Raw genomic sequence first — 15,150 nt, 5'->3', positions numbered from 1 at the left:
CCATCATCGCCTTGCCCATCTCGGTCATGACCGTGCGGACGTCGGCGAAGTCGAGATTGATCAGGCCCGGCAGAACCATCAGGTCGGTGATGGAGCGCACGCCGGAATGCAGCACCTGATCGGCCATGCCGAAGGCCTCGGCGAAGGTGGTCCGCTCATTGGCCACCCGGAACAGGTTCTGGTTGGGGATGACGATCAGGGTATCGACATAGCGCTGCAGCTCGGCGATGCCCGAATCCGCCAGTCGCATCCGATGGCGGCCCTCGAAGTGGAAGGGCTTGGTGACCACCCCCACCGTCAGTATGCCGCGCTCGCGGGCGCACTTGGCGATGATGGGGGCGGCGCCGGTGCCGGTGCCGCCGCCCATGCCGGCGGTGATGAAGACCATGTGGGCGCCGTCCAGGTGCTCACCGATCTCCGGGATCGATTCCTCGGCGGCGCTCATGCCCACCTCGGGATGGGCGCCGGCGCCCAGGCCCTGAGTGACCGTGTGCCCGAGCTGGATTCGCCGGTCGGTCTTGGAGAAGGCCAGCTGCTGGGCGTCGGTGTTCGCCACGACGAACTCGACCCCCTCCAGGTGCGCCTCGATCATGTTGTTGACCGCGTTGCCGCCGGCCCCGCCCACGCCAAACACAACAATACGCGGCTTCAGTTCCGTCTCGCGCGGCGCCGTCAGTGCAATAGCCATAGGACCCTGCGTCCTCCGCAAATCTGTTGAAGCGCCTGCGACCCGCCCGCAGAGCGCTTCGATTGGGATGCGGTTAACTAAGCGACCACCATCCTTAATCGAACGTAAACCGCATACATTGAGTCGGAGGTCCGTCGATCCGCGCGAGCCGCAATTTTTTGTTGTTCCGCAAGGGTTAGGCTCTGCTTTGGCCCTTGCCCGCGCCGATGCGCCATGGCGTCGCACGGACGCAGGCCTGCAGTCGAGCGGTCTTGGCTAAACTTGGCCGTGAACGGAAAATACTTGGCGGTTCAGAGGTTTTCGCGGAGCCAGGCCGCGGCCTTCACCACCGGGTTCGCCCGGGGATCAAGCGCCTCCCGCCGAACACGGGCGCCGGAAACGGCCCGGGCCGAGACCGCCTCGCGGGGGCCGAACGCTGCGCGATGCAGCACGCCGGCCGCAGCGCAGAAGGCTGGTCCCGAAGCGGCGTCGGCCAGGTGCGGCACCCGCCGCGGACGGCCCAGGCGCACCGGACGGTCGAAGACCCGCACCGCCACCTCGCGCACGCCCGCCAACTGGCTGGCGCCGCCGGTCAGCACCAGGCTGGCGCCCGGCTCGACAGGGGCGCCGGACGCCTTCAGACGGTCACGCAGCAGCTCCAGGGTCTCTTCCACCCGCGGGGCGATGATGCCCTTGAGCAGGGATCGCGGGGCGATCACCGGGCCGGCGCCCGGATCGTCCCCCCGCGGCGGGGCCTCGATCATCTCCCGGTCCTCATTGGCCGAGGCGATGGCCGATCCGTGCAGGGTCTTGATCCGCTCGGCTCCGGCGCTGGAGGTGGACAGGCCGCGGGCGATGTCGGCGGTGACGTGCTGGCCGCCCACCGGCAGGGTCTCCACATGGACCAGGCTGCCGGCGGCGAAGACCGCCGCCGAGGTGGACCCGCCGCCCATGTCGATACAGACCGCGCCCAGGTCCATCTCGTCTTCCTCGAGCGCCGCCAGCGCCGAGGCGAAGGGGGCTGCGACGACGCCCTCGAACTGCAGATGGGCCCGCTCCACGCAGGCGCCCAGGGTCTGGTAGGCGGTCTCGGAGATGGACACCACCACGAGCTCCACCGCCAGGCTCTTGCCGAACATGGCGCGGGGATCGCGCACGCCGCTCTGGCCGTCCACCCGCCAGGCGATGGGCAGAATATGGGCGGCGCGACGGTCGGGCAGCTTGACCTGGGCGAGCGCAGCCTGGATGGCGCGGACCAGATCATGGTCGGAAATGGGTCGGGCGCCCAGGGTCACGCGTCCGGAGATTCTGTGGCTGCGCAACTGCCCGCCGGCCACCGCGACGGTGACGCCCTGCACATTCACCCCGGCGACATTCTCGGCCCGCTCCACCGCCTGGGCGATGGCGTCTGAGGCCTCATCGAGATTGACGATGGCCCCGCCGCGAATGCCGCGCGACTGCACATAGCCCACGCCGCAGGCGCTGAGCGTCCGGTCAGCCCGTCGCACGCCATCCGGCTTCATGATGAAGCAGGACACCTTGGACGCACCCAGGTCCACGGCCGCCACCAGAGGCTGGCGCCCCAGGGCCGCCTTCAGGCTCTCGCGCCCGGCGTTTCTGTCGATCGTCTTGGTTCCGAAGGCCATTCGCCCTTCCGCCACCCTCAAGCCCCGTCCGCGATCAGCCCGGCGGACCGGACCTGCTCACGGGGACGCACCGCCACCATGGTTGGATCGCGCAAGTCGATCCGGGCGAATCCCAGCTCCAGGATGCGGGAGCGCTGGTCGAGCTGCTCCAGCTGGATGAGGGCCGCCTCTTCATCGACCGCCGGCAGTTGCACCAGCGAGCCGTCTTTCAATCTCAGGTCCCAGCGACGGTCATCGACCCGCACGAGCGCCTCCACCCGGGCCGTCAGCCGCGGCCGCGCGGCGATGCGCGGAAGAATGGCCGCAGCGTGCTGCTCGGCGCCCTGCCCCACCACCAGGGGAAGGCTGGCGGCGCTCAGGGGGTCGGCCTCGGGAATCACCCGGCCGGTCTCATCGATCACCCGCACCTGGCCGTTGTGCTGCCAGACCGCCAGCTGGCGGCGCTCCTTGACCGAGATCACCAGGGTGTCGGGCAGCAGGCGGACCACCTGGGCTTCTTCCACCCAGCCCACCGATTCGATGCGCCCGCGCAGGCTCTCCAGGTCCAGACCCAGGACCGGCTGGTCCTTGAAGACGCCGGCCGCACGCAGGATGTCGCGGGTGGCGGCCGGGGAGGCCCCCTGCACGTGCACCGTGTTCAATCGAAAGCCGAGGCCCGCGAACTGTTCGCCGATGGTCTTCGAGGTCCCGGCGCTCAGGCGCTCGGCGCGGTCGCCCGTGGCCAGGGCGACCGTCAGGGTGACGGCCAGCACGCCGCCGGCGATCATCAGGCCGTGCACAGGTGAAAAGCCCAGTCCCCGCACAGCGCCGAGCTTGGCCGGCGCATAGGCGCCTTGCCCCTTGGCCGGCGCACGGGATTTTCGGGAACTGGAGGGCGCTTTGGCCCGGGGCTTCGCCTTAGTCTGCGCTCCCCCCCGCAGGGCCGCGGGCATAGGCGTCCTCCGTAATCCACCGCACCAGTTGGTCGAAATCCACCCCGAGGGTCGCCGCCTGCTCTGGCACGAGCGAGGTGGGCGTCATCCCGGGCTGGGTATTGACCTCTAAGAGGACCAGAATGTCGTTAACGTCGTCATAACGAAGGTCCGAGCGGCTCACCCCCCGACACCCCAGGGCGGCATGGGCGCGCTCGCTCATTTCCATCGCCTTTTCAAAGGCGTGCGGCGGGAGATCGGCGGGGATGACATGCACCGAACCGCCCTCCCCGTACTTGGCCTCGTAGTCGTAGAAACCTTTACGCGGCACGATGTCGGTGACGGTCATGGCCCGGCCGTCCATGACGCCCACGGCCAGTTCGCGCCCGCGGATATAGGGCTCCACCAGCACCTCCTCGCCAAAGGTCCAGGCCGGCGAAACCACCTCCTGAGGCGGCTGGTTGGCGCCCTCCATGACCAGAATCACTCCGACGGAGGAGCCCTGGGCGTTGGGCTTCACCACATAGGGCGGCGGCAGGACATGGTCGGCCGCCACGGCCTGGCGCGAGAACAGCCCGCCGCCCGGCACCGCCACGCCGGCGGCCGCCAGCACCGCCTTGGCCTTGGCCTTGTCCATGGCCAGCGCCGAGGCCAGGACCCCGGAATGGGTGTAGGGAAGGCCCAGCGTCTCCAGCACCCCCTGCACGCAGCCATCCTCGCCCCACTCCCCATGCAGGGCGTTGAAGCAGACGTCGGGGCGCAGGCTGGCCAGGCGTTGGGCCAGGTCGCGCCCGGCGTCCACCCGCGTCACCTTCGCCCCCAGCCGCTCCAGGGCGAGCGCGCAGGCTTCCCCGGACACCAGGCTGACCTCACGCTCGGGCGAGAGGCCCCCCAGAAGAACGGCGACATGTTGTCCGGCGATGGAAGGGGCCATGGGCGTCTCAGGTCGGGGGATTGCTGCGAGCGCCTCCCTTCGGCGGGCGCAAGCCGCGCGTCAAGCATCCTCCCCTCAGACGATGGGCGAGGGCGCGCCCACGAAGGCCTCCGTTTCGGTCTCCGGCTCGGCTTCGCCCCGAGACAGCAGCCAGTACATGACGGGCGTCGCCACCCGCGAAAGGACCGTGGAGGTGACCAGTCCGCCCATGATGGCGATAGCCAGGGGCGAATAGAGGCCTGACCCCTCCAGGGCCAGCGGCGTCAGGCCCGCAATGGCCGTCACCGAGGTGAGGAGGACGGGCAGGAAACGGACCTCGCCGGCCTTCTCCAGCGCCGGGCGCAGGGGCATGCCCGTGCGCCGCAACTGCTCGGTGAAGTCCACCAGCAGGATAGAGTTCTTAATCTCGATGCCGATCAGGGCGATCATGCCGATGGTGGCGGTGAAGCTCATGGAATTGCCGGTGAGCCACAGGGCGCTCACCGCCCCGAACAGGCCAAGCGGGATAATCCCGGCCACCACCAGGGCGGTCTTGAACTTGCCGAATTCCAGCACGAGCACGGCCAGGATGCCGAAGATCGCCACCATGACAGCCGCCCCGAGACCCGCGAAACTCTCCGACTGCGCCTCGGCCTGGCCGCCCAGGCGCAGGGTGTAGCCCGGCGGAAGGTTCAGCTCGGTCTCCAGCTTCTGAAGGGCCTGGGCCGTCACCGCCGAGGTGAGATAACCCGTGGCCACATAGCCGGTCACGGTCACGGTCCTCAGACGGTCGATCCGGTCGATCCTTGCTGGGCTGGAGGTCAGCCGCGGCTCGGCCACCGCGCCCAGGGGAACCGCCGTGCCGGTGGTGGTGGGCAGATAGATGTTCTGAAGGGCCGACAGTTCGTTGCGCTGGTCCATGGGCAGGCGGACCTTGACCGCATAGTCGTCGCCGTCCGGATCGCGATAGCGGGCCACCGGCTCGCCGGAGAGGGCCAGACGGGTGATCCGGCGACCGGCCCCGGCGGGCACGCCCAGGGCGGCGGCCTTGGCCTCGTCCAGGCCCAGGTCCAGATCGGTGCGATCGATGCGCATGGGGTTGGCCACGTCGCGCGCGCCGGGCGTCGCCTTGAGCACGGCCTCGGCCTGCGCCGCCAGGGCCTTGAGAACCTCCAGGTTCTGCCCCTGGAGGCGTACCGCGATCGGCGCTTCGATGGGCGGGCCGTTCTCAAACACAACCACCCGGATGCGTGCGCCCGGATAGCTGTCGAAATCCCGGCGCAGGGCGTCCAGAAGCGCCTCGCTGCGTCCGGGCTCCCAGGCCTTCAGAGAGGCGTGGACCTCGGCATAGTTGGGCTGCGGCTCGCCCTGGCTCACATTGTAGAAGATCTGCGGATTGCCGCGGCCGAGATTGGCCGCCTGCCAGACGATGTCCTCTTCCTGCGCGAGACGTTGCTCCACGAAGCGCAGGGCCTGGTCGGTCTTGGCCAGGGCCGTGCCCTGCTGGGCCTCGATCCGGACGAGGAACTGCGGCGTCTCGGCGGCCGGGAACAGGCTCGAGCCGATGGCGCCGAGCATGGGGATGGTGGTGGCGCAGAGAGCCAGGATGATGGCCAGGGCGATCCAGGGCCGCGCCAGCGCCCGATGCAGGATGGGCGTGTAGAAGCGATGGATGCCGCCATTGATCGTCCGCAGGATCAGATTGCCCTCCGGATCCTCATGCCGCGACAGGATGCGGCTGGCCAGGAAGGGCACGATGGTCAGGGACACGATCAGCGACGCGCCCACGGTCGTCAGCACCGCCACCGGCAATGAGCGGATATAGGCGCCCGACCCCTCTGGCAGAGCCATGAGCGGCAGGAAGGCCAGCATGAGGGTCGCGGTGCAGCCCAGCACCGCCAGCGAGATCTGCCGTGTGCCATTGATGGCCGCGATGGTCCGCTCCTCGCCCTCGCGCAGGCGTCGGGCGATGTTCTCTGTGACCACGATGGAGTCGTCCACCAGCAGGCCCAGGCTCAGCACAAAGCCGGCGATGGCCAGCTGGTTGAGGGTGAAGCCCAGGGCGTGGATCGCCGCGACCCCCATCAGGAGGGACAGCGGGATGGAGATCATGACCACCAGCCCCGCCCGCAGGCCGAGCGGCAGGAGGGTGATCAGGACAAGGCCCAGCGCCAGGCCGAAGTCGCGGAACAGGCGGTTGAGCCGGTGCTTGACGTTTTCCGACTGCTGAAAGCCACGCTCCAGCTTCACCCCGGGCGGCAGGCTCTTTTCGAACTCGTCGAGGGCCGCGTTCACATTGCGGGTGATCCGGGCCACATCGGCCCCGTCCTTCTGCTTGACGGTGACGAACAGGGCGCGTTGGCCGTTGAAGCGCGCCAGATGGGTCGGCTCGGCCTGGGCCCAGCTGACCTGCGCCACGTCCCGCACGCGAACGACCCGCCCGTCCACCGCCCGCACGGGCGTCTGGGCGATGGCCTCCAGGTCCCGGAAGGCGCCGCCGGACTTGACGTTGAAGCGGCGATCGCCCGCATGGACCGCGCCGATCGGCGTCTCCGCGCCGGCCGCGGCCAGGGCGTCGGCCACCGCCGTGGCGGGGAGTTGCAGGGCCGACAGGCGCGGCAGGTCCAGGGCCACCTGCACCTCGGAGGCCGGCGCGCCCCAGTACTCGGCCTGACGCACGCCAGGCGCCCTGGCCAGCCGTTCGCGCAGGCGTTCGGCCACCTTTTCCAGCCGGCGCATGGGCAGGTGTTCGCTGACCAGGGCCACCTGGACCACCGCCACCTCGGTGGTGCGCGCCCGCTGCACCTCCAGGCTCACCAGACCTTGCGGCAGGCTGGGCCGCAGGGCGTTCACCTCGCGCACCACCTCGTCATACTTGCGGACGGGATCGACGCTCCAGTCGAACTCCACCTGGATGACGGCCGCCCCGTCCTGGCTGAACGAGCGGATCTCCCCCACATCGTCCAGGCCGTCGAGGACATCCTCCAGGGGATCGGCGATCAGCTGCTCCACCTCGGTGGGCTCGGCCCCGGGCAGCACCGCGCGCACGATTACCACAGGTATGGGAAAATGGGGGTCTTCCGAGCGGGGGATGCTGTTGAAGGCGTTCAGGCCCAGCACCGCCAGGAGGGCGAAGGCCAGCAGGGTGAACTGCCACCGCCGGACGGCGAAGCCTGCAGGGTCGAACCTCATGAGCCGGCGCTCCGGGCCTGGGCGACCAGGGCGCGGGGATCGACCACCTGCACCCTTTCGCCGTCGCCCACGAACCCGCCGCCGGCGGTGATCACCTGGGCGCCTGCGGCCAAGCCGCTCACCAGGGCGTCATCGCCGTCGAACCCGCCGAACGCCACCGCCGTGCGGCGGGCCACCCCCTGGTCCAGCCGCAGGACGAAGGCCCGGCCGTTGTCCACCTCCTGGATGGCCTCGGCGGGAATGCGCGCATAGGCCTGTCCGCCTGCGGGGCGGCCGGCGATCAGAGCGGTCGCCACCTGGCCGCTGCGAAGGCCGGGGCTGGCGGGGATCTCGATATCCACGTCCACCGTGCCCGTGGCGCGGCCGGACTGGCCGCCGATCTGGATCACCCGGCCGGACAACGCCTGGCCGGCCACGCGCACCGCCGCCGCAGCGCCGAGCCCGAAGCGCGAGAGGGCCTCGTCGGGCACGGGCGCGCGCAGCACCAGCGGACTGGCCGCATCGGCCACCACCACCACAGCCTGTCCGGCCTGGACCACCTGTCCGGGCGCGGCCGGACGGGCCAGCACCACCCCGTCGGACGGCGCCGTCAGCGTCGCCCATCGCCGGTCGAAGGCCGCCGCGGCATAGCCCGCTTCGGCGGCCTCCAGAGCGCTCCTGCGGTCATCCAGCCGCTGCCGGCTGACAAATCCCTTTTCGAACAGAACCTGATCGCGCTCCAGATTGCGCCTCGCCTGTTCGAGGCCCGCCAGGGCCTGCTGACGTCCGGCTTCCACGGAGGTGGGATCGATGCGGGCGATCACCTGCCCCTTGCGGACCAGATCCCCCTCTTCCACCGACAGGGTGGTGATGACCCCCGGAACGCGGAAGGCCAGCTGCGCCTCCCGTTGGCGCTGCAAGGCGCCTGTGGCGCTCACCTGGGTTTCCTCTCCGGCGGCCCGGACGGGGGCGGCCTCCACCACCGGCGGCGGCGGCGGCGCGGCCTCTTCCCGGGCGCCCCCGCTGCAGGCCGTAATCACCATGGCGGCGGCCAAGACCGCCACCCTCGACACCCGGCCCGATCGCCCCATGGCAGGCTGCTCCGATGCTCACACCGTCAATTTAAACAGTGTTAGCTTACATCGTAAGTGTCGGCAATCTCAGAGATCGATGGTCTTGGCCACAAGCCCGTCTGACGGTGTTCAGAGCGCCCGACCGATACGCTTGATCTCCCAGTGAAGCTCGATGCCCGTGTTCGCCTTCACGTCGGCCCGGACCGCCTCCCCCAGGCCTTCCAGGTCGGCGGCGGTGGCCTCGCCGGTGTTGATCATGAAGTTGGCGTGCAGGGGCGAGAACATGGCCCCGCCATGGGGCTTGCCGCGCCAGCCCGCCGCGTCCACCAGTTTCCAGGAGGAATGCCCCTCGGGGTTCTTGAAGGTGGAGCCGCCGGTCTTTTCCCGGATGGGCTGGCTCTGCTCCCGGCGGGCGGTGATCTCGTCCATGCGCGCCTGGACGGCCTCGGGGGCGTCGGGACGCCCTTCATAGGTGGCTTCGATCCAGATGATGTCGGTCGGGGCGGCGCTATGACGATAGGTATAGCCGAAGTCGGCCAGGACGAAGTCCCGCCGCGCCCCTGTCCGGTCGATCCCCCAGGCCGAGAGCAGGACGTCCTTGGTTTCGGATCCATAGCACCCGGCGTTCATGGTCAGGGCCCCGCCGACAGAGCCTGGAATGCCGGCGTAGAATTCCAGCCCGGCAAGGCCGGCCTTGGCCGCCGCGCGGGCGACGGCTGCGTCCAGGGCCGCGGCGCCGGCGGTGATTCTTGTTCCCTCGACGCTCACCTGCCCGAAGGCCCGGCCCGCCAGCCGGATCACCACGCCCTCCACGCCGCCGTCCCGGACGATGACGTTGGAGCCCACGCCCAGCACCGTGACCGGAACCTCCGGCGGCAGGGCCTTCAGGAAGTCGGCAAGGTCCTGGGCGTCTGCGGGCAGGAACAGCACGTCGGCCGCGCCGCCCACCCGGAACCAGGTGAAGGGCGCAAGCGGCTCATCCAGCATCAACCGCCCGCGAACCGGCGGCAGGGCCTCCCGCCAGCTCATGAGGCCTTCGCGCGCAGGGCGTCCAGCTGACCCGGCAGGGCGTAGGCCCAGCCGGTGATGTCCCCGGCGCCCAGGCAGACCACCAGATCGCCCTCCTGGGCCTCGTTCAGGACCAGTTCGGCCAGGGCCTCGGGCGAGGCCAGCGGCAGGGCGCGGCGATGACCGTAGCGGCGCAAACCCTCCACCAAGGCCTCGCGGCTGGCGCCGTCCAGGGGCGCTTCGCCGGCCGCATAGACATCGGCCACGATCACCACGTCGGCGTCGCTGAAACAGGCGCAGAACTCCTCGAACAGGTCCTTCAGGCGCGAATAGCGGTGCGGTTGGACCACGGCGATCACCCGGGCGTTGGTCACGGCCCGGGCGGCCTTCAGCACCGAGCCGATCTCCACCGGATGGTGCCCGTAGTCGTCGATGATGCGCACCCCGCCGGAGACGCCGGTGGTGGTGAAGCGACGCTTGACGCCGCCGAAGCCCTTGAGGCCCTCGCGGATCGCCTCGGCGTCCACCGACAGCTCCCGGGCGATGGCGATGGCGGCCAGAGCGTTCAGCACATTGTGCATGCCGGGCATGGGCAGGTGCAGGTTCTCCATCCGCACGGTCTCGCCCTCATGGGGGTGGACGACCACGTCGAAGTGAGCGCCCTCGGGGCCCATGGAGATTTTCTCGGCACGCACCTCGGCCTGGGGATTGGTCCCGTAGGTCACCAGCCGACGGTTCTCCACCCGCGCGGCCAGGGCCAGGACTTCGGGGTGGTCGGTGCAGACCGCGGCGAAGCCGTAGAAGGGGATGTTCTCGATGAAGTCCTGGAAGGCCTTCTTTACGGCTTCAAAGTCGCCGTAATGGTCCAGGTGTTCGGGGTCGATATTGGTGACCACCGCGACGGTGGACTTCAGCTTCAGGAAGGTGCCGTCGCTTTCGTCGGCCTCCACCACGATCCAGTCGCCCTCGCCCACCTTGGCGTTGGTGCCATAGGCGTTGATGATGCCGCCGTTCACCACCGTCGGGTCCAGGCCGCCCGCGTCCAGCAGGGCGGCGATCATGGACGTGGTGGTGGTCTTGCCGTGGGTGCCGCCCACCGCCACCGAGAACTGCAGGCGCATGAGCTCGGCGAGCATCTCGGCCCGGCGGACCAGCGGCAGCCGCCGCTCACGGGCGGCCTGCATCTCCGGATTGTCCGGCTTGACCGCCGTGGAATAGACGATGGCCGAGGCGCCTTCCACCTGGGCGCCCTCATGGCCGATGAAGATCTTCGCGCCCAGTTTCTCCAACCGCTCGGTGTTGGCGCTGACCTTGGCGTCGGACCCCTGCACCGTATAGCCGATGCGCAGCATGATCTCGGCGATGCCGCTCATGCCGATGCCCCCGATGCCGATGAAGTGGACAGGGCCAAGTTCGAAGGGGACGGGGCGGCGGTTCATCGGTGTCAGGGCCTCTTGGGACGGAGGTTCAGCGCGCGGGGCGGCCTTGGGCGGTCTGTTCGACCAGGTCGGCCAGGCGTTCGGCGGCGTCGGGACGGGAGATCGACCGGGCGCCCACCGACATGCGGGCCAGGCGGTCCGGATTGGTGAGCAGCTTCTCCAGGGCGTTGGCCATGGATTCCACGGTGAGCTGATTTTCGCGGGCGATCACCGCCCCGCCGGCGTCAGCCATGACCTGGGCGTTCTGACCCTGATCGTCGTCGAGGGCGATGGCCAGGGGCACCAGTATGGAGGGCCGCCCAGCGATGGCGAACTCGCACACCGTACCCGCGCCGGAGCGGCCGATCACCAGATGAGCTTGGCGAAGGCGCGTGGCCATGTCGCGGAAGAAGGGCGCGATCTCGGCCTCCACCATGGCGTCGGCATAGATGCGCCGCGCCACATCCATGGATTCCTTGCGGGTCTGCTGCTGCACCCGCAGGCGCACCCGCAGGCCCTCCGGCAGGGCGCGGATCGCCTCGGGCACCAGTTCCGACAGCAGGCGCGCCCCCTGGCTGCCGCCAGTGACCAGGACGCGCAAGGTCCCCTCGGGCTCGGGGGGCAGATAGGGTTTGTCGGCCAGCTCGCCGATCTCCCGGCGGACGGGATTTCCCACCACCACGGCCCGGGCGGCGGCCTTGGGCGGCGCCTTCTGCAAGCGCGGAAAGGCGCAGGCGATCGTGCGCACATGGTTGGCCAGGCGCCGGTTGGCCCGGCCCATGACGGCGTTCTGCTCGTGGATCACCGTGGGCAGGCCCATGGTGATCCCGGCCAGCAGACCTGGGACCGACGGATAGCCGCCGAAGCCGACCACCACATCGGGACCGATCCGCCGGAAGGCGCTGCGCGCCTGCATCACGCCCTGGACCATGGCCAGTCCCGCTGCGGCCATGCCCAGGGGATCGCCGGGCCGGAAGGTGCGGGCCGACAGGCCGATCCGCTCTTCGGCCGGAAAGCTCTCGGCGAAGGCGGCCACACGCTCGTCAGACGCCAGCACGATGCGCCAGCCGCGCGCGATCAGCGTTTCGGCCAGGGCCTGGGCGGGAAAGAGATGTCCGCCGGTTCCCCCGGCGGCGACCACGGCGATCTTACGCATGGGGCATGCGTTTAGGCGAAGGCGCCCGCCTTGGCGAGCCCTTCACTGGGGGCGAAGGCGCCGGGACGACGTCGGGTCAGCGCCAGAGCCATGCCGAGAGTGAGGCCAGAGGCGATCAAGGACGACCCCCCATAGGATAGAAACGGCAAGGTCATGCCCTTGGTGGGCATCATGTTCAGGTTCACCGCAACGTTGATGATGGCCTGCTGGCCCACCAGAACGAACAGCCCCGCGGCGGCCACCTGTTCGAAGGGATTGCTGAGCTTCAGCGCCCGGTAGAGCCCGCGGATCACGATGAAGGCGAACAGGCTGATGACGATCAGGCTGAAGACGAGACCGTATTCCTCGGCCGCCACCGAATAGATGAAGTCGGTATGCAGGTCGGGCACATGGCGCTTCATGACCCCCTCGCCTGGCCCGCGCCCGAAGAGGCCGCCCGCCGCGATCGCTTCGGCCGCCCGGTCCACCTGGAAGGTGTCAGCGGCCTCCGGGCTCAGGAACCGGTTCACCCGGTCGGCCACGTGGGAGAAGATGAAATAGGTGCTGCTCAGGCAGAGAACCGCCAGGACGCCCAGGATCATGATCCAGGACAGGGGCACCCCCGCCATCCAGAAGGCGGCGCCGAAAGCCACGGTGATCAGCACCGTCTGGCCGATGTCGGGCTGGATCAGCAGCAGGAGCGCCGAAAGGGCGTAGAGGCAGAAGGCGATGGTGACGCCCGGGACCCCCTCCCCCTTCTGACCCTCAGCGAACATCCAGGCCACCAGGACGATCAGGGCCGGCTTCATGAACTCCGACGGCTGAAGGGTGAAGCCCGCGAACTCCACCCAGCGGGTGGCCCCCTTGGCGCTGTGTCCCAGGAACGGCAGGGCGATCATCAGCAGGATGGCGCCCAGATAGATGAAGAAGGCCAGGCGGCGCACATTGCGCACGCTCAGCATCGAGACCCCCACCAGCATGGCGGACCCGATCACGGCGAAGACGCTCTGGCGCAAGGCGAAGTGGAAGGGATCTCCCACATTCATCCGCGCCGCCGCCGCAGGACTGGCGGCGAAAGACAGGAGCAGCCCCAGGGCGATCAGGATCGCCACCGCCCCCAGCAGCCAGCGGTCGATGGTCCACCACCACACGCCCAGCGGCGAGCGGTCGCTGCGGGAAAAGGCATGCGCCTGATTGCCCCTGACCGGGGGCTCGGCGGCGCTCACGCCCGCGCCCCTTGCGAGACGGGCTGGTCGATCTCGGCCACGGCGGCGCGGAAGGCGTCCCCGCGGGCCTCGAAGTCGGCGAACTGATCGAAAGAGGCGCAGGCCGGCGACAGCAGAACGACGGCGTCCTGGCCGCTGGCCGCGGCGTCGGCATAGGCCCGCTGCACCGCCCGCTCCAGCGTGCCGCACTCGCTCACCGGCGCCTTGCCCGACAGGACATCAGCGAAGACCGGCGCGGCCTCGCCGATCAGATAGGCCTTTTCGATGCGCGGGAAGAGATCGCCCAGACCCTCGATCCCGCCAGCCTTCGCCTGGCCGCCGGCGATCCAGTAGAATTTGGGATAGCTGGACATGGCCTGCCGCGCGGCGTCGGCGTTGGTGGCCTTGGAGTCGTTGACGAAGCGCACCTTGCCGATCTGACCCACGGTCTCCATGCGGTGCGCCAGGCCCGGGAAGGTCATCAGGCCCTCGGCGGCCTCCTCGGGCGACAATCCCAGCCCCCGCACCGCGGCATAGGCCGCGGCCGCATTCTGCCAGTTGTGGCGCCCCGGCAAGGATCGCGCGCGCAGGAGGTCGGCGATCTCCACGGCCCGCTCCCCGGTGGCGTCGTAAAGCAGCCCCTGCAGCACATAGACCCCGCGGCCGATGGCTTTGGACGAGGACACCGGCACGATGGTCCGGCGGTTGGCGGCCACGACCTCAGTGCAGATCCGCTGGCCATAGGGGTCGTCCACGCCGATCACGGCGGTGTCGCCCTTGCCCTGGTTCAGCAGGACCCGGCGCTTGGCCGCCACATAGCCCTCCATGCCGCCATGGCGGTCTAGGTGATCAGGGCTGATGTTGAGCAGGATGGAGACGTCGGGCTTCAGACTGGAGGTCAGATCCAGCTGGTAGGAGGACAGCTCGAGCACATAGACCGCGCCCCCGTGCATGTCCTCCAGGCCCAGGACTCCGAAGCCGATATTGCCGCCCACCCGTACGTCGCGGCCCGCATGGGCGCAGATATGGCCGATAAGGGCGGTGGTGGTGGACTTGCCGTTGGTCCCGGTGATCGCCACCACCTTGGGGCGCTTGTGCTCAGGCGCGGCGTTCACCGCCCGGGCGAAGAGCTCGATATCCCCCAGGATCTCCACCCCGGCGGCCTTGGCCCGGTCCACCGTCCAGTGCGGCGTCGGATGGGTCAGGGGAACGCCCGGCGACAGCAGCAGGGCGGCGAAGCTCCACCAGTCGGCGGAGTTGAGATCGGTCAGGGTGAAGCCTTCGGCCAGGGCGGCCTCACGGGCGGCGGGGCGGTCGTCCCACAGGGCCACCTGGGCGCCGCCGGCCTGGAGGGCGCGCGCCGCCGCCAGGCCCGTCCGCGCCAGGCCGAACACCGCCACCGTCTTGCCTTCGAAGCCGTGGACCGGGATCATCGCTTCGTCTGCCCCCTTCCTATCGCAGCTTCAGCGTGGCGAGGCCCAGCAGGGCGAGCATCACCGCGATGATCCAGAAGCGGATCACGACGGTGGACTCAGACCAGCCGAGCTTCTCGAAATGGTGGTGGATCGGCGCCATGCGGAAGACCCGCCGGCCGGTCAGCTTGAACGAGGCCACCTGGATCATCACCGACAGGGTTTCCAGGACGAACAGCCCGCCGACGATGGCCAGGACGATCTCGTGCTTGGTGGCCACCGCCACGGCCCCCAGGCCGCCGCCGAGCGCGAGAGACCCCGTGTCGCCCATGAAGATCTTGGCCGGCGGGGCGTTGTACCAGAGGAAGCCCAGGCCCGCCCCGATCATGGCCCCGCAGAAGACCGCCACCTCGCCGACCCCCGGCACGAAGTGGAGCTGCAGGTAGTTGGCGAACAGATAGTTGCCGACCAGATAGGCGATCAGGCCGAAGGCGGCCGCGGCGATCATCACCGGCACGGTGGCCAGCCCGTCCAGGCCGTCGGTGAAGTTCACCGCATTGGCCGCGCCCACGATCACGAAGGCGCCGAACA

12 protein-coding genes are annotated in these 15,150 nt (G+C 69.5%); all 12 read right to left on the bottom strand.

The genetic code is table 11. The features are described 5' to 3' along the window. Positions 1 to 688 (bottom strand): cell division protein FtsZ (ftsZ, locus tag V7D28_RS08665; RefSeq protein ID WP_333586981.1); only part of this gene is annotated, 688 nt, incomplete at its 3' end. Between the two features lie 290 nt (positions 689 to 978). Next, the gene (gene ftsA / locus V7D28_RS08660; RefSeq protein WP_333586980.1) at positions 979 to 2,313 is read right to left on the bottom strand and encodes a cell division protein FtsA; all 1,335 of its coding nucleotides are present in this window, start codon (positions 2,311 to 2,313) and stop codon (positions 979 to 981) included. Positions 2,314 to 2,330: 17 nt separating this feature from the next. Then, the gene (locus V7D28_RS08655; RefSeq protein WP_333586979.1) at positions 2,331 to 3,245 is read right to left on the bottom strand and encodes a cell division protein FtsQ/DivIB; all 915 of its coding nucleotides are present in this window, start codon (positions 3,243 to 3,245) and stop codon (positions 2,331 to 2,333) included. Continuing rightward, the gene (locus V7D28_RS08650) at positions 3,211 to 4,158 is read right to left on the bottom strand and encodes a D-alanine--D-alanine ligase (RefSeq protein ID WP_333586978.1); all 948 of its coding nucleotides are present in this window, start codon (positions 4,156 to 4,158) and stop codon (positions 3,211 to 3,213) included. The genes V7D28_RS08655 and V7D28_RS08650 overlap by 35 nt, the downstream gene beginning before the upstream one ends. Positions 4,159 to 4,233: 75 nt before the next feature. Continuing rightward, a complete protein-coding gene (locus V7D28_RS08645; protein WP_333586977.1) occupies positions 4,234 to 7,329 on the bottom strand; it encodes an efflux RND transporter permease subunit in 3,096 nt (1,031 codons plus the stop codon). Beyond that, positions 7,326 to 8,399, bottom strand: a complete 1,074-nt coding sequence (locus tag V7D28_RS08640) for an efflux RND transporter periplasmic adaptor subunit (protein ID WP_333586976.1) — start codon at positions 8,397 to 8,399, stop codon at positions 7,326 to 7,328. Before V7D28_RS08640 ends, V7D28_RS08645 begins: the two co-directional genes overlap by 4 nt. A gap of 111 nt (positions 8,400 to 8,510) precedes the next feature. After that, entirely contained in the window at positions 8,511 to 9,410 is a 900-nt protein-coding gene (gene murB / locus V7D28_RS08635) for a UDP-N-acetylmuramate dehydrogenase (protein ID WP_333586975.1), read from the bottom strand. Beyond that, entirely contained in the window at positions 9,407 to 10,828 is a 1,422-nt protein-coding gene (gene murC, locus V7D28_RS08630; protein ID WP_333586974.1) for a UDP-N-acetylmuramate--L-alanine ligase, read from the bottom strand. The genes murB and murC overlap by 4 nt, the downstream gene beginning before the upstream one ends. Positions 10,829 to 10,856: 28 nt before the next feature. After that, positions 10,857 to 11,963, bottom strand: a complete 1,107-nt coding sequence (murG, locus tag V7D28_RS08625; protein ID WP_333586973.1) for an undecaprenyldiphospho-muramoylpentapeptide beta-N-acetylglucosaminyltransferase — start codon at positions 11,961 to 11,963, stop codon at positions 10,857 to 10,859. Positions 11,964 to 11,974: 11 nt separating this feature from the next. Beyond that, a complete protein-coding gene (ftsW, locus tag V7D28_RS08620) occupies positions 11,975 to 13,168 on the bottom strand; it encodes a putative lipid II flippase FtsW (RefSeq protein ID WP_333586972.1) in 1,194 nt (397 codons plus the stop codon). Next, complete coding sequence (gene murD / locus V7D28_RS08615) at positions 13,165 to 14,580, bottom strand: UDP-N-acetylmuramoyl-L-alanine--D-glutamate ligase (protein WP_333586971.1); 1,416 nt, start codon at positions 14,578 to 14,580, stop codon at positions 13,165 to 13,167. Before murD ends, ftsW begins: the two co-directional genes overlap by 4 nt. A 19-nt stretch (positions 14,581 to 14,599) precedes the next feature. Then, the coding region (mraY, locus tag V7D28_RS08610) for a phospho-N-acetylmuramoyl-pentapeptide-transferase (RefSeq protein ID WP_333586970.1) at positions 14,600 to 15,150 on the bottom strand (551 nt) is incomplete at its 5' end.

This window comes from Phenylobacterium sp. (assembly GCF_036723115.1).
Taxonomy (GTDB): Bacteria; Pseudomonadota; Alphaproteobacteria; order Caulobacterales; family Caulobacteraceae; genus Phenylobacterium.
The sequence above is the reverse complement of the archived record's forward strand: the minus strand, read 5'-3'. Positions and strand labels throughout refer to the sequence as shown.